General features: G+C 37.7%; 13 protein-coding genes. All 13 read left to right on the forward strand.

Features of this window, described 5'->3' with window-relative positions; all coding sequences use genetic code 11:
* Position 1 precedes the first annotated feature (1 nt).
* A complete protein-coding gene (locus JK139_RS09955) occupies positions 2–1,543 on the forward strand; it encodes an ATP-binding cassette domain-containing protein (protein WP_218331204.1) in 1,542 nt (513 codons plus the stop codon).
* A gap of 10 nt (positions 1,544–1,553) precedes the next feature.
* The gene (gene leuB / locus JK139_RS09960; protein WP_074419986.1) at positions 1,554–2,672 is read left to right on the forward strand and encodes a 3-isopropylmalate dehydrogenase; all 1,119 of its coding nucleotides are present in this window, start codon (positions 1,554–1,556) and stop codon (positions 2,670–2,672) included.
* Positions 2,673–2,931: 259 nt separating this feature from the next.
* Positions 2,932–3,837: a branched-chain amino acid transaminase gene (locus JK139_RS09965; RefSeq protein ID WP_218331205.1), complete on the forward strand. Its 906-nt coding sequence runs from the start codon at positions 2,932–2,934 to the stop codon at positions 3,835–3,837.
* Between the two features lie 35 nt (positions 3,838–3,872).
* Positions 3,873–5,573 carry a dihydroxy-acid dehydratase gene (gene ilvD, locus JK139_RS09970; protein WP_218331206.1) on the forward strand — a complete coding sequence of 567 codons (1,701 nt, stop codon included), beginning with the start codon at positions 3,873–3,875 and terminating at the stop codon, positions 5,571–5,573.
* A gap of 13 nt (positions 5,574–5,586) precedes the next feature.
* On the forward strand, positions 5,587–7,332 hold the full coding sequence (gene ilvB, locus JK139_RS09975; protein ID WP_218331207.1) for a biosynthetic-type acetolactate synthase large subunit: 1,746 nt from the start codon (positions 5,587–5,589) through the stop codon (positions 7,330–7,332).
* A 32-nt stretch (positions 7,333–7,364) separates the two neighbouring features.
* The gene (gene ilvN, locus JK139_RS09980; RefSeq protein ID WP_081301281.1) at positions 7,365–7,952 is read left to right on the forward strand and encodes an acetolactate synthase small subunit; all 588 of its coding nucleotides are present in this window, start codon (positions 7,365–7,367) and stop codon (positions 7,950–7,952) included.
* Between the two features lie 45 nt (positions 7,953–7,997).
* Positions 7,998–9,047, forward strand: coding sequence for a ketol-acid reductoisomerase (ilvC, locus tag JK139_RS09985; protein ID WP_068246779.1), 1,050 nt, complete (start codon positions 7,998–8,000; stop codon positions 9,045–9,047).
* Between the two features lies 1 nt (position 9,048).
* Positions 9,049–10,362, forward strand: a complete 1,314-nt coding sequence (gene ilvA / locus JK139_RS09990; RefSeq protein WP_317196304.1) for a threonine ammonia-lyase — start codon at positions 9,049–9,051, stop codon at positions 10,360–10,362.
* Between the two features lie 98 nt (positions 10,363–10,460).
* The gene (gene gltB, locus JK139_RS09995; protein WP_449555710.1) at positions 10,461–15,002 is read left to right on the forward strand and encodes a glutamate synthase large subunit; all 4,542 of its coding nucleotides are present in this window, start codon (positions 10,461–10,463) and stop codon (positions 15,000–15,002) included.
* A gap of 52 nt (positions 15,003–15,054) precedes the next feature.
* On the forward strand, positions 15,055–16,563 hold the full coding sequence (locus tag JK139_RS10000) for a glutamate synthase subunit beta (protein WP_074421048.1): 1,509 nt from the start codon (positions 15,055–15,057) through the stop codon (positions 16,561–16,563).
* Positions 16,564–16,798: 235 nt separating this feature from the next.
* Positions 16,799–18,214, forward strand: a complete 1,416-nt coding sequence (locus JK139_RS10005; RefSeq protein ID WP_218331208.1) for an ammonium transporter — start codon at positions 16,799–16,801, stop codon at positions 18,212–18,214.
* Between the two features lie 80 nt (positions 18,215–18,294).
* Positions 18,295–19,152: an outer membrane beta-barrel protein gene (locus tag JK139_RS10010; protein ID WP_218331209.1), complete on the forward strand. Its 858-nt coding sequence runs from the start codon at positions 18,295–18,297 to the stop codon at positions 19,150–19,152.
* A 227-nt stretch (positions 19,153–19,379) separates the two neighbouring features.
* Positions 19,380–20,939 (forward strand): ammonium transporter, encoded by a 1,560-nt coding sequence (locus tag JK139_RS10015; RefSeq protein ID WP_081301329.1) that lies wholly within the window; start codon positions 19,380–19,382, stop codon positions 20,937–20,939.
* Positions 20,940–21,260: the final 321 nt, after the last annotated feature.

Below are 21,260 nucleotides of genomic sequence, written 5' to 3' on the forward strand. Positions count from 1 at the left end.
TATGAATGTAGCACCCGCAATACAGGTTAAACATTTACAAATAAAACAATATGGTAAAACCATTTTGCAGGATGTGTCTTTTACTTTAAATAGTGGTGAGCATTTGTTGATTACCGGTGCTGCAAGTGCAGGAAAAACGACATTGGGAAAAGCCATTGCAGGAAAAATTTTTTACAAAGGAAACATTGACATTAACAATAGCAATCATACACCTGACCAGGCACAAATTGTAATGATTGAAGATACGTATCGGTGGAAAAATTTAACCAACCAATCACAATTTTATTACCAGCAACGCTTCAATAGTTGCGATGCAACAGACAGCATTACTGTTGAAGCCGATTTACTGCAACATTTGCAACAATTTGGTATTTCAGATACAGAAGCACTGTATTTAAATTATTGCCAACAATTTAATTTACTGCACCGCTTACAAACACCACTTATTCAATTATCGAATGGTGAACAAAAAAAACTGCAAATTATTAAAGCACTGCTGCAGCAACCGCAGTTATTGATTGCAGATAATATTATGACCGGATTAGATGTTGCAGCCAAAGAAACCCTGTTACAAATATTGCAACACCTGGGCAGGAATGGAACCACACTGATTTTTATTACTTCCGGAACACTTTGGCCCGATGTTATTACGCATGTATTAACACTTGAATTGAACGGAATTTATGCGTTTTTAAAAAAATCTGAATACCAAATTAAAAATACATATACTACACCGTTACCCAGATTTATGAATGTAACAAAGCCAATTGAAAAACAGACAGCTTTGGCGCATTCAATGATTGAAATAAAAAATACTACCATTCAATATGGTTCGAAAAAAATATTGGATAATATTAACTGGCAGGTTCATAGTGGCGAAAAATGGCTGATTCAAGGACATAATGGTGCCGGCAAATCAACTTTATTAAGCCTAATAACAGGAGATAATCCACAGGCCTATGCCAATCAAATTAAAATATTTGGAAAACAAAGAGGCAAGGGTGAAAGCATTTGGGATATAAAAAAAAGAATTGGCTACATCTCTCCGGAATTACATAAATATTTTGACACAGATATATCCGTTGAAAAAACCATAGCATCTGGCTTTTTTGATACAATGGGTGTATATAAAAAGCTAACGGATGATCAGCAAATTGCAATAAGCGCAATTATGCAACAGTTTCATCTGAACGAATACAGCCAACAAAAACTGGGTGCATTATCATTGGGTTTACAACGCTGGGTATTATTGGCAAGAGCATTGGTAAAAAGTCCGCCTTTATTGATTTTAGATGAACCCTGTCAGGGATTGGATGAAGCACACATTCAATATTTCCTGTCAACCATACAACAAATTGTAGCAACCAATCACACCACTTTAATCTATGTTACACATGTTGAAAATGAAATTCCTGAAGGAATTGATTTTGTGTTACAGCTACAGCAAGGCAAACAATTCATTCATCAACATATAGCTGGCAAAGTATCAACTTCAACAAAGCAACCAGAAACGATTGAATCCATTATCTGTGAAAACAATTAAAACGGAATGTATGAAAAAAAATATAGTTATTATAAATGGAGACGGAATTGGCCCAGAAGTAACTGCACAGGCTGTTCGTGTATTACAAGCTATTGCAGAAAAATTTAACCATGAATGGCATTTTACCGAATGTTTAATGGGTGCAATAGCCATCGATAAAACAGGGGATCCTTTACCCGATGTAACGATTGAAGCCTGTTTAAACAGTGATGGAATTTTATTTGGTGCAATTGGTGATCCTAAGTATGATAATAATCCCTCAGCAACCGTTCGTCCTGAACAGGGTTTATTGAAATTAAGAAAAGCATTACAGTTGTTTGCAAATGTGCGCCCTGTTACAACGTACCCGTCTTTACATTATCTGTCACCCTTAAAAGAAAAACAATTACAAAACGTTGACTTTGTAATTTACCGCGAATTAACAGGTGGTATTTATTTTGGAAAAAAAGAATTAAACGAGGAAAAAACTCAGGCTATTGACGAATGTATTTATACAACAAATGAAATAGAACGCATTGCCCACAGTGCATTTAAAGCTGCAGAACAAAGAAGAAAAAAATTAACATTGGTTGACAAAGCAAATGTGCTGGAAACATCAAGGCTTTGGAGAAAAGTAGTGCAAGATGTTGCTAAAAATTATCCGGAAGTAGAGGTGAACTATTTATTTGTAGATAATGCTGCCATGCAAATCATCTTAAATCCTGCACAATTTGATGTAATACTTACCGAAAATATGTTTGGCGATATTTTAAGTGATGAAGCAAGTGTGTTAAGTGGTTCTTTAGGATTATTGCCCTCCGCTTCTTTCGGGTTAAGTACTGCTTTATTTGAGCCCATTCATGGTTCCTACCCACAAGCCGCAGGTAAAGACATTGCTAATCCGCTTGGAGCTATTCTTTCTGCTGCCATGATGTTAGATTATTTTGGTTTAGGGAATGAAGCCGCCATTGTTCGTGCCGGTGTAAGCTGGACACTCAATAACAAATTTGTTACAAAAGATATAGATCCAATTAATTTTTATTTCACATCAACGATAGGAGAATTAATATGCGATTTTATTGCAAGCAATAACAATTTTGAAGACATCAATCATAAAAATATTGAGTTGCGCAAGTCTACCATTATTTAATGCCAACTTGTTCAACTCAAAAAAAGTTCTTTGTTCTTAAGCATACAACAGGTATATTTGTTCTAAACACAAAAAGGTTGAAGAACAAATTTTATAATACAATTTCTTTTCGTCTGTTTGTATTAACAGCAGCGATAGTTATTGTCATTATTCTGCCTGTCTTTAGAGGGGGGTAAGTTGATTTGTTCTAACCTATAAACAAATTTGACCCGCCTCTAAAAATGGCGGGTTTTTTATTTCATACAACAAAAACAAACACATGTATTACAACGAAAATACTTTTATTTATTTAAATGGCAGCTATGTAAAAGCAGCCGATGCAACTACAGATTTATATGGCCAGACATTGCATTATGGTTATGGTGTTTTTGAGGGAATACGCTCTTATAAAACAATTGCAGGCACAACAAAAATATTTAAGCCTGAAGCCCATTTTCATCGGTTACAACAATCTGCAAAAGCACTAAATCTGCCTTATCATTATACTGTTGAAGAATTAATTGAAGCCACATATAAAGTGTTAGCACTAAATGAATTGCAAGACGCATATATACGTCCGTTAGTTTATGCACCTGCCAATATGAGCTTTGTACAAAATACTACTTCATATATTGTTATTGAAGCTTGGAAAATGGAACCATTTTTAGGTGATAGAATGTTACGTGTGGTAACATCTTCTTTTGAAAGACCTAATCCTAAAGCATTTCACATTCATGCCAAAGCAACCGGCCATTATGTAAATTCTATCTTAGCCAGTCAGGAGGCAAAGCAAAAAGGATACGATGAAGCCTTGTTATTAGATATGCATGGTTATGTTGCAGAAGCACCTGGCGCAAATGTTTTTTTTGAAAAGAACGGCACCCTCTTTACACCAAAATTGGGAAATATTTTACCCGGTATAACCCGTGCAACCATATTGGAATTGTGCAACGAATTAAACATTCCGGTGAAAGAAATACAATTTAAAATTGAAGATATGTACCATGCAGATGCAGCTTTCTTCTGCGGAACTGCTGCCGAAGTAATTGGTATTGCATCATTAGATGATAAGCCCTTTGTAAAACCCTGGGCCGAAACAATCAGCAAACTCATTCAAACTTCTTATAAAAACTTAATTACTGAAAACAAAAGAACACTTTTAAACGAAGTGTTAGGAACCGAATAATTAATTCACCACCATCATTCTACAACTTTAATTTTATGCCGAACGAATTAAATAAGTACAGTAAAACACTTACAAAAGACGAAACACAACCTGCAGCGCAGGCCATGTATTATGCTATTGGTTTTAAAGAAGAAGATTTTAATAAAGCACAAATTGGCATAGCAAGTATGGGATGGGACGGAAACCCCTGCAACATGCATTTAAATGATCTGGCTACAGCAGTTAAAAAAAGTGTTGATCATACAGATGGTTTATTAGGGCTACGATTTTATACCATCGGTGTAAGTGATGGTATTAGTATGGGAACTGAGGGTATGCGTTACTCGCTGGTTAGCAGAGATTTAATTGCAGACAGTATTGAAACCAATGCAGGTGCCCAATATTATGATGGTTTGATTACCATTCCGGGATGCGATAAAAATATGCCAGGCTCTATCATGGCAATGGGCCGTTTAAACAGACCCGGTATTATGATTTATGGTGGCACCATTGCCCCCGGACATTACAAAGGAGAAGATTTAAATATTGTTTCTGCTTTTGAAGCATTGGGACAAAAAATTGCCGGTAAATTAAATGAAGGTGATTTTAAAGGTATTATTCAACATGCCTGCCCGGGTGCAGGTGCTTGTGGTGGTATGTATACCGCTAATACCATGGCAACTGCCATTGAAGCATTGGGTATGAGCCTTCCTTTTTCCTCTTCCAATCCTGCATTAAGTAAAGAAAAACAAAAAGAATGTGAGGAAGCAGGTAAAGCCATCAAATTATTACTGGAAAAAGATATTAAACCAAGAGATATTATGACACGTGAGGCTTTCGAAAATGCCATCACCGTTGTTATGATTATGGGAGGCAGTACCAATGCAGTATTACATTTAATTGCCATGGCCAAAAGTGTAGGCATAGCATTGAACATTAATGACTTTCAAAAAATTAGCAATAAAGTTCCGGTACTTGCCGACTTTAAGCCCAGCGGTAAATATTTAATGGAAGATTTACATCAGTATGGCGGTCTTCCTGCAGTAATGAAATATTTATTGAAAAAAGGGTTACTGAACGGTCAATGCCTTACCGCTACAGGAAAAACTGTTGCTGAAAATGTTGCAACAGCTCCTGATCTTGATTTTAACCAACAACAGGTTATTAAACCTGTTGAACAACCCATTAAAGCAACCGGACATTTACAAATTTTATTTGGCAATTTGGCCACTGAAGGTGCCGTTGCAAAAATAAGTGGTAAAGAAGGAACACATTTTAAAGGTACAGCAAGAGTATTTGATGGTGAACATGACTTTATAAAAGGCATTGAAAATAATTTAATTAAACCGGGTGATGTTGTCGTTATACGCTATATAGGCCCGAAAGGTGCACCCGGCATGCCCGAAATGCTAAAACCAACCAGTGCCATCATTGGTGCAGGCTTAGGTAAAAGTGTGGCATTAATTACTGACGGGCGTTTCAGTGGTGGTACACATGGCTTTGTAGTAGGCCATATTACCCCCGAAGCATTTGCAGGAGGCCTATTATCACTGGTTGAAAATGATGATATTATTGAAATTGATGCAATAAAAAACACCATCAATCTGTTGGTAGATAACAGCATTATTGAAGCCAGAAAATTAAAATGGAAACGTCCTGCTTTAAAAGCAACCAATGGCGTTTTATATAAATACGCTCAGTTGGTAACCTCTGCATCTGAAGGCTGCGTTACCGACGAAAAACCATATCAATCATAATTAAAATTATTTTATGGAAACAACACTTACAGCACCTAAAAATATTGCAGCATCCACTCCTGGTAATACCACTAATATTTCCGGATCACAAGCAGTATTAGAAGCCTTTATGGCAGAAGGCGTTGATACCATATTTGGTTACCCCGGTGGCGCAATTATGCCAATTTATGATGCATTGTATGATTATAATAATGAACTAACACACATACTCGTAAGGCACGAACAAGGAGCCATTCACGCTGCACAAGGCTATGCACGCAGTTCTGGTAAAACAGGTGTAGTGTTTGCAACCAGCGGACCGGGTGCTACAAATCTGGTAACAGGATTGGCTGATGCAATGATAGATAGTACACCGTTGGTTTGTGTAACCGGCCAAGTTTTTGCACACTTATTAGGTACCGATGCATTTCAGGAAGTAGATGTAATTAACATTACTACACCCATTACAAAATGGAATTACCAAATTACCGATGCTACTGAAATACCGCATATTTTAGCAAAAGCATTTTACATTGCCAGAACAGGAAGACCCGGCCCGGTATTGATAGACATAACCAAAAATGCACAGTTGCAAAAATTTGATTATGAAGGCTACAAAAAATGCGAACATATTAGAAGCTATAGGCCTAAACCCTTTGTTAGAAAAGAATACATTGAACAAGCTGCACAACTCATTAACGAAGCCAAAAAACCTTTTGTACTATTTGGGCAGGGCGTTATTTTAGGTAGAGCTGAAAATGAATTCAAAGCATTTATAGAAAAAGCCAATCTGCCCGCTGCATGGACGCTTTTAGGGTTGAGCGCGCTGCCAACAGACCATCCGTTAAACGTTGGAATGCTTGGCATGCACGGTAATTATGGCCCCAATGTATTAACCAATGAATGCGATGTACTCATTGCCGTGGGTATGCGATTCGATGACAGGGTAACCGGCCGTTTAGACAAATATGCCAAACAAGCCAAAATAATACACTTAGATATTGACCCCGCAGAAATAGACAAAAACGTGCAAACAACAGTACCGGTTTGGGGCGATTGCAAAGAAACGCTCCCCATGCTCACTAAATTATTGCAACCCAATCAAAATAAAGAGTGGATTGAAAAGTTTAGTGCTTTTGCCCAAAAAGAATACGACATAGTAATACATGAAGAACTGAACCCAAGTACCGAAATTATGACAATGGGTGAAGTAATTAAAACATTGAATGAGTTAACCAACGGGGATGCCATTATTGTTACCGATGTAGGCCAACACCAAATGGTTGCATGCCGTTATGCAAAATTCAATCAGTCAAAAAGCAATATCACTTCCGGAGGAGCCGGCACTATGGGATTTGGATTGCCCGCTGCCATTGGTGCAAAATTTGGCGCACCCAACCGAACAGTTGTGGCAATTATTGGCGATGGGGGCTTTCAAATGACCTTACAGGAACTGGGTACCATTATGCAATTTAACGTAGATGTAAAAATACTCATACTGAATAACCGGTTTTTAGGAATGGTTCGCCAATGGCAACAATTATTCAATGACAAACGCTACTCATTTGTTGATATTACCAGTCCCGATTTTGTACAATTAGCCAAAGCTTATCGAATAGAGGCAAATAGTATTGATAAAAGAACAGATTTAAAAAATGCATTACAAACCATGTTGAACCATAACGGTAGTTATTTATTAGAAGTGATGGTTGGAAAAGAAAATAATGTTTTCCCAATGGTACCGCAAGGTTGCAGCGTTGCAGAAATCAGGTTACAATAAATGCAATTGATTCAAATTATAACATTAACAACATGAAACAGGAATTTACCATTACCGTATATACCGAAAATCAAATCGGGCTTTTAAACAGAATTGCCATCATTTTTTCGCGTAGAAAAATAAATATTGAAAGCCTGAATACTTCTCCTTCCGAATCAGAAGGTATACATCGGTTTACCATTGTCATTAATGAAACAGAAGAAATTGTAAGAAAACTATGCCGCCAAATAGAGAAACAGGTAGAAGTTTTAAAAGCTTATTACAATACAGAAGATGAAATAGTATGGCAGGAATTGGCCATGTACAAAGTATCTACGGAAGCCATTGCAGAAAAAGTAAAAGTAGAAAGGTTATTAAGAGAATATGGCGCCAGAGCCGTTGTAATTAGAAAAGATTATACCGTTTTTGAAACTTCCGGTCATCGCGAAGAAACCGATCGGTTAGTAAAATTTTTAGAACCCTACGGTTTAATAGAATTTGTAAGAAGTGCAAGAGTAGCCATCATTAAATCAAGCCATGGCTTTCATGAAAAATTAAAAGAATTTGAACAAACAGAACCTGGTGAGGAAGTAATAGAAAATGAATACCTCAGTAAACAGGCAGAAGTATTTACTATGTAATTTATAATTGTAAACAACCAACTTTAAAAATCAAAAATTAGCAAAATGGCAAAATTGAATTTCGGCGGCGTTGAAGAAAACGTAGTAACCCGTGAAGAATTTCCATTATCAAAAGCACAGGAAGTATTAAAAAATGAAACTGTTGCTGTAATTGGTTATGGCGTTCAAGGACCCGGACAGGCTTTAAACCAAAGAGATAATGGTATTAATGTTATTGTAGGGCAACGTAAAAGCTCTAAAACATGGGATAAAGCCATTGCCGATGGCTTTGTACCCGGCGAAACTTTATTTGAAATTGAAGAAGCACTGCAAAGAGGTACCATTATTTGTTACCTGTTAAGCGATGCTGCGCAAATAGCATTGTGGCCAACCGTAAAAAAACACCTTACACCCGGTAAAGCACTTTATTTTTCGCATGGCTTTGGCATTACATTCAATGAACAAACCGGCATCATACCTCCAAAAGATGTAGATGTATTTTTAGTTGCACCAAAAGGTTCCGGTACTTCATTAAGAAGAATGTTTTTACAAGGCCGTGGCTTAAACAGCAGCTATGCTATTTATCAGGATGCTACCGGTAAAGCGAAAGACAGAGTAATTGCATTAGGCATTGCCGTAGGAAGTGGCTATCTGTTCGAAACAGATTTCAGAAAAGAAGTATTCAGCGATTTAACCGGCGAACGGGGTACATTAATGGGTGCTATACAGGGAATATTTGCTGCCCAATACCAGGTACTACGCGATAAAGGTCATTCACCCAGCGAAGCTTTTAATGAAACAGTAGAAGAGCTTACACAAAGCCTTATGCCGTTGGTTGCTGAAAATGGTATGGATTGGATGTATGCCAATTGCTCTACTACAGCTCAAAGAGGTGCATTAGACTGGTGGAAGAAATTCAGAGATGCCACAGCTCCTGTATTTAAAGAATTATATGAAAGTGTTGCAAGCGGAAAAGAATCTCAGCGTTCTATTGACCTGAATAGCCAACCCGATTACCGCGAAAAATTAGAAGTTGAATTGAAAGAATTAAGAGAAAGTGAAATGTGGCAAGCAGGAAAAACAGTGCGCAGTTTAAGACCCGAAAATCAAAAATAAAGTGAATGAAGATGATGGTGGTGTAACATACACACCATCATCTTCTTTTAATGATCAGTACATGCATGTAGCAGAAAATACATATCAATTCAATTATAGTGAGGCTTACCAAAAACTAAAGCAGGTGGTAGCGCATACGCCCTTGCAATACAATCAAATTTTATCTAACCAATACAACTGCCAGGTATATTTGAAGCGGGAAGATTTACAAATAGTTCGCTCGTATAAATTACGCGGTGCATTTAATTTGTTAAGCAGCCTATCATCTGAACAATTAAAGAAAGGAGTGGTTTGCGCCAGTGCAGGCAACCACGCACAGGGCTTTGCGTATAGTTGTAAATACTTAGGCATCAAGGGCATTGTGTTTATGCCCATTATAACACCAAAACAAAAAATTCATCAAACAAAAATGTTTGGTGAAGATGCTATTGAAATAAAATTAACAGGCGATACTTTTGACGATTGTTCCCATACAGCACAACAATTCACCCTCAAAAATGAAATGACATTTATACCTCCATTTGATGACCGGAAAGTAATTGAAGGACAGGCCACTGTTGGTATTGAAATCTTGGAATCCTTATCAAATATTGATTATTTATTCATCCCGGTAGGCGGTGGCGGATTAGCAGCCGGAGTGGGTAGTTATTTTAAACAATATGCCCCCAATACGCAATTAATTGGCGTAGAGCCCGAAGGAGCGCCTTCTATGCTAAAAGCTTTTGAGGCCGGCCGACCTGTAATGCTGGAACAAATTGACCGTTTTGTTGATGGCGCAGCCGTTAAAAAAGTAGGCAACCTTACCTACCCTATTTGTAAAGAAACACTTACAAATATTTGTTTGGTACCCGAAGGAAAAGTGTGTACTACCATATTAAACCTCTACAACCAAAATGCCATTGTAGCAGAACCTGCCGGTGCATTAAGCATTGCCGCATTAGATCAGTATGCAGAACAAATTGCAGGTAAAAAAGTAGTTTGTATTGTAAGTGGCGGTAATAATGATATTGACAGAATGCCTGAAATTAAAGAACGCTCATTACAATATGAAGGCATTAAACATTATTTTCTTATTCAATTTGCACAAAGGCCTGGTGCCCTTAGAGAATTTTTAAACAAAGTATTAGGGCCAAGTGATGATATTACCCGCTTCGAGTACATGCAAAAAACCAATAAAGAAACAGGCCCTGCATTGGTAGGAATTGAATTAACTGACCGTAATGATTATGGCCCCCTTTTAACCAGAATGCAAACCAATAACATCGATTTTACTGAAATTAATAAACAGGATACGCTTTACAGCTATCTCATCTAAATTTTTGCTTAAAAACTTAGATTTTTTATACAAATTTTTCTAAAAATTGAATATATTTGAACGATTGTTGCCATTATATAAAAACAATTTAAATAACAATGGTAAATTCTAACAAAAAAATGGCTGAAACTATCGGTTTATACAACCCAGCTTTTGAGCATGATGCATGTGGCATTGGCTTCGTTGCCAATATTAAGGGAAACAAATCGCACCAAAATGTATTGGATGCCTTAACCATTTTAGAAAATATGGAGCACCGGGGTGCCTGTGGTTGTGAAAACAATACGGGTGACGGTGCCGGTATTATGATACAATTACCCCATGAATTTTTCTTTGAAGAATGTGTAAAACTTGGCGTACATCTTCCATCTTTTGGAAAATATGGTGTAGGCATGATCTTGTTTCCAAAAGATATTCGCTTAAAAGAAGAATGCAGAGATATTTTTAATCGTGCAGCCGAAACATTGGGGTTAGAAGTATTGGCTTATCGTAAAGTACCGGTTAATCCCGCTAATATTGGATCTACTGCACTTTCAGTTGAACCCGAAATGGAACAGGTATTTATTGCCTGCCCTGATCATATCAATCATCCCGATGCTTTTGAAAGAAAATTATTTGTTTTAAGAAATTATGCTTCGCATACTATTCAAGATACAGTAAAAAAAGATACCATTGGTTTTTATATCGCTTCCTTATCTTACAAAACCATTGTATATAAAGGCCAGTTAACCAGTATGCAGGTTCGGAATTATTTCCCCGATTTAGTAAACAAAAAAGTAGTCAGCGCATTTGGTTTGGTGCATTCTCGTTTTGCTACCAATACTTTTCCTTCCTGGAAATTGGCACAACCCTTTCGATACATTGCACACAATGGAGAAATTAATACCCTCCAGGGTAATTTAAACTGGCTAAAAACCAGTGAAAAAGGCTTTACTACGCCTTATTTTACCAAAGAAGAAATGGATATGCTGTTGCCCATAGTAACAGAAAATCAGTCAGACTCAGCATGTTTAGATAATATGATTGAATTACTCACCCTTTCCGGTCGTTCACTACCCCATGTAATGATGATGTTGATTCCGGAAGCATGGGATGGCAACGAACAAATGGATCCGGTAAAAAAAGCATTCTACGAATTTCATGCTGCTTTTCAGGAACCATGGGATGGTCCGGCCTCTATTTCTTTTACAGATGGTAAAATTATTGGGGCCACTTTAGATAGAAACGGACTACGTCCGTCCAGGTATTGCGTTACCAAAGATGACCGTGTTATCATGGCATCTGAAACAGGAGTATTGCCGGTAGCACCCAATTTGATTATTGAAAAAGGCCGCCTGCAACCGGGTAAAATGTTTGTGGTAGATATGGAACAGGGAAGAATTATTAGTGATGAAGAATTAAAGAACGAAATATGTTCTAAAAAACCTTATGCAGAGTGGTTAAACAAATATAAAATAAGATTAGAAGAATTACCGGAACCAAGGGTAACGTTTAGCCATTTGCATCACGATCAGGTTTTTAAATACCAAAAAGCATTTGGTTATTCAACCGAAGATTTGGAAACCATTATTGCGCCTATGGCTTTAGATGGAAAAGAACCCATTGGCTCAATGGGAACAGATACGCCTTTGGCTGTATTAAGCAACCAACCACAACACCTAAGCCATTATTTTAAACAACTATTTGCACAGGTTACCAATCCACCCATCGATCCCATACGCGAAAAAATGGTGATGAGCCTGGCAACTTTTGCAGGAAATAATGGAAATATTTTGGTAGAAGATCCATTAGATTGCCATAGTGTAGCTTTAAAACATCCCATACTCAACAATCACGAATTAGAAAAAATAAGAAGTATTGATACAGGTATTTTCCAGGCTAAAACCCTACAAACCTATTTTCGTGCCGATGCTAAACCGGGTTCATTGCAAAAGGGTATTGACCGGCTTTGTCGCTATGCGGTAGATGCAGTGGAAGATGGCTTTGAGGTATTGATTCTTTCAGACCGTGCCATTGATAGTGAACATGCTCCTATACCATCTCTGTTAGCCACTGCTGCAGTGCACCATCATCTCATCAGAAAAGGTTATCGCGGACAGGTAGGTATTATTGTTGAAGCCGGTGATGTATGGGAAGTGCATCATTTTGCCTGCTTAATTGGATTTGGTGCCACAGCCATTAATCCTTATCTGGCGCTTTCTACCATTCGGGATATGAAAATTGATGGTTATTTGCAAACCGAATTAGATGTTGATCAACTCAAAAAAAATTATATAAAAGCTGTGTGCGATGGGTTGTTAAAAGTTTTCTCCAAAATGGGTATTTCTACCCTGCAATCTTATCAGGGGGCGCAAATATTTGAAATAGTAGGCTTGAACAAATCGGTTGTTGATAAATATTTTACCGGAGCCACTTCGCGTATTCAAGGTATGGGGCTCGATGAAATTGCCCGTGAAGCTTTGGCCAAACACAACCTCGCTTTCAGTAAAAAAGATATTCCGGTACAACGGTTAGCCGTTGGTGGACAATACCAATGGAAAAGAAAGGGAGAAGAACATTTATTCAACCCACAAACCATTCATTTGTTGCAATATGCTACCAGAATGAATGACTACAATACCTATAAAAAATATGCAAAACTAATTAACGAACAAGGCTTAAAAGCTTGCACCATCCGCAGTTTGTTAGATTTTAAAAGAACCCGTGAACCAATTTCAATTGATGAAGTAGAACCCGCAGAAAATATCTATAAACGCTTTGCTACTGGTGCCATGAGTTTTGGTTCTATTTCACATGAAGCACATAGCACATTGGCCATTGCCATGAACAGACTGGGCGGAAAAAGTAATACGGGCGAAGGTGGTGAAGATGAATTGAGGTATGAAAAATTGCCCAATGGCGATAGTATGCGCAGTGCCATTAAACAAGTGGCTTCTGCCCGTTTTGGAGTTACCAGTTTGTACCTTTCAGAAGCCGATGAATTGCAAATTAAAATGGCACAAGGTGCTAAACCCGGTGAAGGTGGTCAACTACCCGGACATAAGGTTGATGAATGGATAGGCAAGGTTCGGCACGCTACACCGGGTGTAGGGTTAATTTCTCCCCCACCCCATCATGATATTTATTCCATTGAAGATTTGGCGCAATTAATTTACGATTTAAAAAATGCCAATAGAAAAGCCAGAATTAGTGTAAAATTAGTTGCCAAAGCAGGTGTTGGAACCATTGCCGCCGGTGTAGCAAAAGCAAAAGCTGATGTTATTTTAATTTCAGGATATGATGGCGGAACCGGCGCTTCTCCGTTAAGTTCAATTAAACATGCCGGATTACCTTGGGAACTTGGTTTAGCAGAAGCGCACCAAACCTTGGTAAAAAATAAATTACGCAGTAGGGTTGTATTACAGGCAGATGGACAAATGAAAACCGGAAGAGATATTGCTATTGCTACTTTAATGGGTGCTGAAGAATGGGGCGCCGCTACTGCAGCATTGGTTGTAGAAGGTTGTATAATGATGCGTAAATGCCATTTAAACACCTGCCCGGTAGGTGTTGCCACACAAGATCCTGAATTAAGAAAACGCTTTACCGGCGATCCTGAACATGTAATACATTTTTTTCAATTTGTAGTGCAGGAGCTCAGAGAAATTATGGCAGAACTTGGTTTTAGAACCATCAATGAAATGGTAGGAAAAGTAGATAACTTAACCGTACGTGAAAATCTAAAACATTGGAAATACAGTAAACTAGACCTTTCGCCTATTTTGTATAAAGAAGAAGCATCTCCTTATGTAGGATTATACCATCAGGAAGAGCAGGATCATGGATTAGAAGGTGTATTAGACTGGAAATTATTGGAAGCAGCAAAACCTGCCATTGAAAGTGGCAAAAAAGTAAAAGCCGATTTCCCCATTAAAAATACCGATAGAACAGTTGGGGCAATACTTTCCAATGAGATTACAAAAATTTATCGTTCAAAAGGACTGCCAACAGATACCATTCATTTCAATTTTACCGGCACAGCAGGCCAAAGTTTTGGAGCCTTCAATACCAATGGCATTACGCTTGAGTTAGAAGGCGATGCCAATGATTATTTTGGTAAAGGTTTAAGTGGTGCCAAACTCATTGTATATCCATCCAAAAACGCTTCTTATATTCCTGAAAACAATATCATTATTGGCAATGTTGCCTTCTATGGTGCTACTTCAGGCGAAGCCTACATTAGGGGGAAAGCCGGCGAACGTTTTGCCGTACGTAATTCAGGTGTTGTAGCTGTTACAGAAGGCGTGGGCGATCATGGCTGCGAATATATGACCGGCGGTAAAGTGGTTATTTTAGGAAATACCGGAAGAAACTTTGCAGCGGGTATGAGTGGTGGCATTGCATACATATATGATGTAAACAACAATTTTAAACAGAATTGTAATACCGAAATGGTTGATTTAGATCCGCTTGATGAAGCAGACAGTAAGGATTTACAGCAATTAATACAGGCGCATTACAATTATACCGGCAGCACGGTGGCCCGTTTTGTAATGGATGATTTTGATAACCAGTTGAAAAATTTCATCAAGGTATTTCCGAAAGATTATAAAAAAGTGCTGAAAGAAAAAAGCGCAAAAACTGTTAAGCAATCTAAGTAAGCATTTGAACATTGTACAAGAGCAATAACAATTATTTTTAAAAGAAATGATTATGGGTAAACCAACAGGATTTATAGAATTTCAAAGAGAAACTCCCAAAAAAAGACCGGTTGAAGAGCGGTTAAAAGATTATAAAGAATTTGTACTTCCCTTTACTGAGGAACAACTCAATCATCAGTCAGCCCGTTGCATGAATTGTGGCGTACCTTTTTGCCACAATGGCTGCCCCTTGGGTAATGTTATTCCCGAATTCAATGATGCAGTGTATGATGGTAATTGGAAGGAGGCCTATGACATCCTCATCTCTACCAATAATTTTCCGGAATTTACAGGTCGCATTTGCCCCGCTCCTTGTGAAAGTGCCTGCGTTTTAGGTATTAATCAGCCTGCAGTTACCATTGAAGAAATTGAAAAACATATCATTGAAATTGCCTTTGATAAAGGCTTTGTTCAACCCCAAAAACCCAATGTATACACCGGTAAAAAAGTGGCTGTAATTGGCTCGGGACCAGCAGGTTTAGCTGCTGCTGCACAATTAAACTATGCAGGCCATGCAGTAACCATATTTGAAAGAGATGATGCGCCAGGTGGATTGCTGCGTTATGGAATACCCGATTTTAAATTAGAGAAATCTGTGGTGGATAGAAGAATTCAATTAATGGAACAAGAAGGTGTTGTATTTAAATGCAATGCCAATGTTGGCGTAAATGTTAGCATTAATGATTTACTGCGAGAATTCAATGCTATTGTATTGGCGGGGGGATCAACTTTTCCAAGAGATTTGAACATACCCGGCAGGGAATTAAATGGCGTATATTTTGCCATGCAATTTTTAAAACAAAACAATAAAAGAGTGGCCGGTAAAAAACCAACTGTTGATGAAAACTTCTGTATAGAAAGTAATATGCTATCGCATGAATTAATGGCCACAAGCAAAAATGTTGTCATCATAGGCGGTGGTGATACTGGAAGTGATTGTGTAGGTACCTCTAACCGGCACAAAGCTAAATCAGTTACACAATTTGAATTATTACCCAAACCACCGGAAAGCAGAACCCCTTATATGCCTTGGCCTACATATCCAATGGTATTAAAAACCACTACTTCACATGAAGAAGGAGCTGACAGAAAATGGGCAATTGCAACTAAAGCTTTTTTAGGTGATGAAAACGGCAACCTGAAAGCCATTAAAGTGGTGGATTTGGAATGGACTATTACAAATGATGGAAAGCCGGCAAGGTTTATTGAAAAAGAAGGTAGTGAAAGAGATATGCCTTGCGAATTGGCATTATTGGCCATGGGTTTTGTTCATCCTGAACACAGTGGGTTAATAGAAGAACTTGGCGTTGAATTAGATGAAAGGGGCAATGTAAAAGCCACTGAAAAAAACTATCAAACCAATATTGCCAAAATATTTACAGCCGGCGATATGCGAAGAGGCCAATCGCTGGTAGTATGGGCCATTAGTGAAGGCAGAGAATGTGCCAGAAAGGTAGATGAATTTTTGATGGGCAGTTCAATTTTAGAAACAAAAGATGAATCTTTATTGGCTGTAATTTAAATTAATTAAATTTTAATACTTTTTAATTAGTCACCCATTTGGGTGACTTTTTTATTTATACCATCATAAAAAATTGAAAATCAGTTATTTATAGTAACCAATACTATTTTGTCAAAATTATATATACAAATTACAATAATTTACATTTGATATTTTTATTTGTTTTTATAATTTTTTTGCTATTTTAGCAAAATAAATTTCATATTTTTATAAAATTTAAATTTAAATCTGTATCATGGTAAAAAAAGTATCCTTTAGAGCAATTGCCCCTTTTACTTTACTTGGCATTGTTGCAATCGCAGCTTTATTTATCCCTTCATTACCAGATTTTACGGATACCAAAGGTCAATACAATACCGCAGATATTGCCTGGATATTGGTGGCAACGGCATTGGTATTTTTAATGACTCCCGGATTAGCCTTCTTTTACGGCGGTATGGTGCATAGAAAAAATGTACTTTCTACTATGATAAAAAGTGTAGTAGCCGCAGGTATTGTTAGCATTCTTTGGGTGGTTGTAGGGTATAGCTTGGCATTTGGTGATTCCATTGGAGGATTCATTGGTAACCCAGCTACGCACTTTTTTTTTAAAGGTGTAGCTTCAGGGGCTCCCTGGATAGGTGCCCCCACCATTCCGCTTACTTTATTTGCCTTATTTCAATTAATGTTTGCCATTATAACACCCGGTTTGGTGGTAGGCGCTGTAGCGGAACGCATTCGATTTACTGCATATATATTGTTCATTGCATTATTTAGTTTATTAGTTTATGCTCCTATTGCTCACTGGACATGGCACCCAGATGGCTTTCTGGCAAAAATGGGTGTTCTGGATTTTGCAGGTGGAACTGTAGTACATATTTCAGCAGGTTGCGCTGCCTTAGCCGGTGCACTGGTATTAAAACGTAGAAAAGCTCATATAGAGCAAAGAGAAATTCCTCCGGCCAATATACCTTATGTTTTAATTGGTACAGGTTTGCTTTGGTTTGGTTGGTTTGGTTTTAATGCTGGCTCTGCAATGGCGGCTAATGCTTTGGCTGTATCGGCCTTTGCTACTACCAGTATTGCAGCCGCTGCCGCAGGATGTTCATGGATGTTTTTTGATGCTGTAAAAGGTAAAAAACCCTCTGTACTCGGCTTTTGCATTGGCGCAGTGGTTGGACTTGTTGCCATTACTCCTGCATCCGGCTTCATTGGTATACCTCAAAGTATTTTTGTAGGAGTAATTGCAGCCGTCATTTCTAACATCGCGGTTCATTATAAATCAAAGTCTACACTCGATGATACATTAGATGTTTTCCCCTGCCATGGTTTAGGTGGTATTGTTGGCATGCTATTAACCGGCTTATTGGCAACTAAAACTGTGAATGTAGCAGGGAATAATGGATGGTTGTATGGTAATGCTGGTTTGTTTTTCATTCAATTCAAAGCCATGCTTATAGTGGTAGCATATAGTTTCACGATGTCGTTTGCCATATTCAAATTTATCAATTTCATTTTACCATTAAGGGTAAGTTCAGCTGAAGAAGAAGTAGGATTAGACAAATCACAACACGACGAAAAGTACGTTCAGGGAACAATTTTATTAGAAGAGATTGGCGAAAACGAAGAAGGCTCCATCATTCAAAAGGAAATTATTATGCATGCATCATAACACAAAAAAGGTACAGCAGGTAACAAACTTCTGACCAAGCCTATTTGCTGTACCCTTTTATTAACAAAAAACCAACCACAATGTTAAAGAAAATCTGCCAACTAACTGCAATAAGTTTTGCAGCAGTCACTTCTATTGAGGCCCAAACGGACTCTACAAAAAAAATAGAAAGTAACACCACATTTACTTACGCAATTGATGCTTATTACAGAACTGATTTCACTGACCCCTCCTCCGACGCTAAATCGAACAATTTTACCAGTTTTACCGATTCAAAAAATTCGTTTGAATTAGGGATGGCCTCTGTTAGGGTTGACCACTCCTTTGGAAAAGTAGGTGCAACTGCCGATTTAGGCTTTGGAAAAAGAGCCGAAAATTACTCTTACAATGATGTAGGCACCATGGCTGCTATTAAACAGTTATTTTTAACCTATACGCCTGTTAAAGGTGTTACCTTAACAGCAGGCAAATTTGGTACTTTTATCGGCTATGAAGTATTAGATGCTTATGCCAACAGAAACTATAGCATGAGTTATGGATTTTCTTATGGTCCCTTCTTTCACACAGGTATTAAAGCTGATATTGCATTGGGCGGTAAAACAGCCATAATGGTGGGTATTGCCAATCCTACCGACTTCTCCACAACAACTTCGGGTCGTAAAGTTGCCATAGCCCAATTGAGTACCGGAACAAAAGATGATAAATTTAAAGCAATCCTTAATTTTCACGGAGGGACTGACTTTAATCAGTTCGATTTGGTATTGAATGCAAATTTGAGCAGTAAGTTCAGTTTAGATTACGATGGCACCATTAAAACAGTGAAAGTTGCCGGCAATAGTAACAGTTGGTCAAGCAATGTGCTGTATATAAATTATGATGCCACAAAAACTGTTGGCTTTACCTTAAGAGAGGAATATTTTGATGACAAAAAAATGTAGCAGGTGTTGGTGCCGGAATTATTGCAACCACGCTATCCGGTAACATTCACATCAATAATCTCACCCTCATTCCCGAAGTAAGAATAGATAATGCGCAATCTGCCATTTTCTCAAAAAGCAGCCTCAATTCATATAGTAAAAGCGATGTTAGCTGCTTATTGGCTGCTGTTTATAAGTTTTAAAAAATTACCAACCAAAACTATTTAATCATATTAAACCCTACAACTATGTTTTCTTCTACAATTAGCTATTTAAAACAAATTAGGAAAGCAAGACCTACCGAAAATTCAGTGGTTTATCATCTTACCAGAAAAGAAAAAATGAGATTAGCATTAACCGTTTTTTCAGGAAAAATTTTTGGAGTAATTGCTGTTGTAATCTTTATAAAAAGTTTACCGGGTATATTTGCTACTACGGCATTTGCAACTGAAACTTTTACCCCTCACGAAATAACTACATTCAATTCCATAAATACAGTATGGACACTTGTTGCAGCTTTTTTAGTTTTTGGAATGCAGGCAGGTTTTGTTATGCTGGAAGCGGGTTTTGCAAGATCAAAAGAAACTGTAAACGTTCTTTTGGAGTGTATTTTTGATACAGCAATTTGTGGTATTCTTTTCTGGGCAATTGGATATGCTTTCATGTTTAGCCATGGAAATGGTTTTATTGGAACACATTGGTTCTTCTTGTCCGGAGCTCCGGCAACTTATGAAACGACTGGTATTCCAATTTTGGCACATTGGATTTTTCAATTCGCATTTGCTGATACAACTTCTACCATTACATCTGGTGCAATGATTGGAAGAACAAGTTTCAGAGGTGATATATTATATAGCATAGGTGTAACGGGTTTCATTTATCCCATAATAGGGCATTGGGCATGGGGCCCTGATGGCTGGTTGGCTTTAATGGGTAGTGAAGGGCATTTTTTCCCATCTTTAGGCCAAGGATTTAGAGATTTTGCCGGATCTACTGTTGTGCATACAATTGGCGGTGTAATATCTTTAGCAGGTGCCTTAGTTTTAGGGCCTCGTATTGGAAGAATCTTTACCAGAGATGATAAAGAAAAAGGCGGATTACCACCAGCCCATAATCTACCATTAGCAACTGTTGGTGCTTTTATACTTTGGTTTGGCTGGTATGGTTTTAATCCTGGCAGTACGCTTTCCGCAATAGATGCAGATGGAATTGGAAGAATCGCTGCTAATACAACGCTTGCAGCTTGTGCCGCTTCTTTAACAGCAATGATTCTGCCGCTGTGGTTCGGCCCTAACAAGGGTAAGTTTGATTTAGCTTTTACAGTCAATGGATTATTAGCTGGCCTTGTTGCAATAACCTGTCCTTGTTACTGGGTTTCCCCATTTGGTGCTATTTTAATAGGACTTATTGCAGGAGTAGTAGTATACTATGGAACGCTTTTATTGGAATTTTTAAGAATTGACGATCCGGTAGGTGCGGTTCCGGTGCATGGAATAGCAGGCATATGGGGCACATTATCTTTGGGACTTTTTGCCTGTGGTCAATTTGGCGCAACCGGTCCAACAGGTGCAGATAATTCTTCTCCGGTAAAGGGCTTATTTTATGGTGGAGGTTTAAACGTTTTGAAAGCACAATTTATAGGTAGTGCTGTGATTACTTTATCTACCTTTTTAATTGCATTAATATTGATGTGGGTTGTAAATAAATTGCCATATCCCTGGAAACTCCGTGTTGAACCAGAAGCTGAATATGGTGATGGACTTGATAAATTTGAACATGGGGTGTCAGCATATCATTTTCAAGAGTAATATACAATCTGGGGTGGTATAAACAATGGATAAGGGGCATTTTGCCCCTTTCCCTTTATACTTAAATATAATTTAGTTTATATACTATTTATTTTCTTAAAATCAATGCTATACTTAATTAAGAATGATTACATACATGGGTGTATTTGTATTAATGTTAAAACCCAGCACACTTAAAAAAAAGGAAACTTCCATTTATTTTAACAAACTTTTGAATTGTAACCAGTACAACAAAACGTTACTGCAATTCCAATCTCTATTTTTGACAGACAATAATGATATAAAATCATATAAATTGATGAGTTTGACTTAATCCACCTT

Origin of the sequence: Hydrotalea lipotrueae (genome assembly GCF_019249625.1) — a bacterium.
In the GTDB taxonomy this organism is placed as follows: Bacteria; Bacteroidota; Bacteroidia; order Chitinophagales; family Chitinophagaceae; genus Hydrotalea; species Hydrotalea flava.

Excerpts from the sequence above, each read along its gene's own strand:
- JK139_RS09955 (WP_218331204.1), top strand. The coding sequence starts at position 2 with ATGAATGTAGCACCCGCAATACAGGTTAAACATTTACAAATAAAACAA.
- leuB (WP_074419986.1), top strand. The coding sequence starts at position 1,554 with ATGAAAAAAAATATAGTTATTATAAATGGAGACGGAATTGGCCCAGAA.
- JK139_RS09965 (WP_218331205.1), top strand. The coding sequence starts at position 2,932 with ATGTATTACAACGAAAATACTTTTATTTATTTAAATGGCAGCTATGTA.
- ilvD (WP_218331206.1), top strand. The coding sequence starts at position 3,873 with ATGCCGAACGAATTAAATAAGTACAGTAAAACACTTACAAAAGACGAA.
- ilvB (WP_218331207.1), top strand. The coding sequence starts at position 5,587 with ATGGAAACAACACTTACAGCACCTAAAAATATTGCAGCATCCACTCCT.
- ilvN (WP_081301281.1), top strand. The coding sequence starts at position 7,365 with ATGAAACAGGAATTTACCATTACCGTATATACCGAAAATCAAATCGGG.
- ilvC (WP_068246779.1), top strand. The coding sequence starts at position 7,998 with ATGGCAAAATTGAATTTCGGCGGCGTTGAAGAAAACGTAGTAACCCGT.
- gltB (WP_449555710.1), top strand. The coding sequence starts at position 10,461 with ATGGTAAATTCTAACAAAAAAATGGCTGAAACTATCGGTTTATACAAC.
- JK139_RS10000 (WP_074421048.1), top strand. The coding sequence starts at position 15,055 with ATGGGTAAACCAACAGGATTTATAGAATTTCAAAGAGAAACTCCCAAA.
- JK139_RS10005 (WP_218331208.1), top strand. The coding sequence starts at position 16,799 with ATGGTAAAAAAAGTATCCTTTAGAGCAATTGCCCCTTTTACTTTACTT.
- JK139_RS10010 (WP_218331209.1), top strand. The coding sequence starts at position 18,295 with ATGTTAAAGAAAATCTGCCAACTAACTGCAATAAGTTTTGCAGCAGTC.
- JK139_RS10015 (WP_081301329.1), top strand. The coding sequence starts at position 19,380 with ATGTTTTCTTCTACAATTAGCTATTTAAAACAAATTAGGAAAGCAAGA.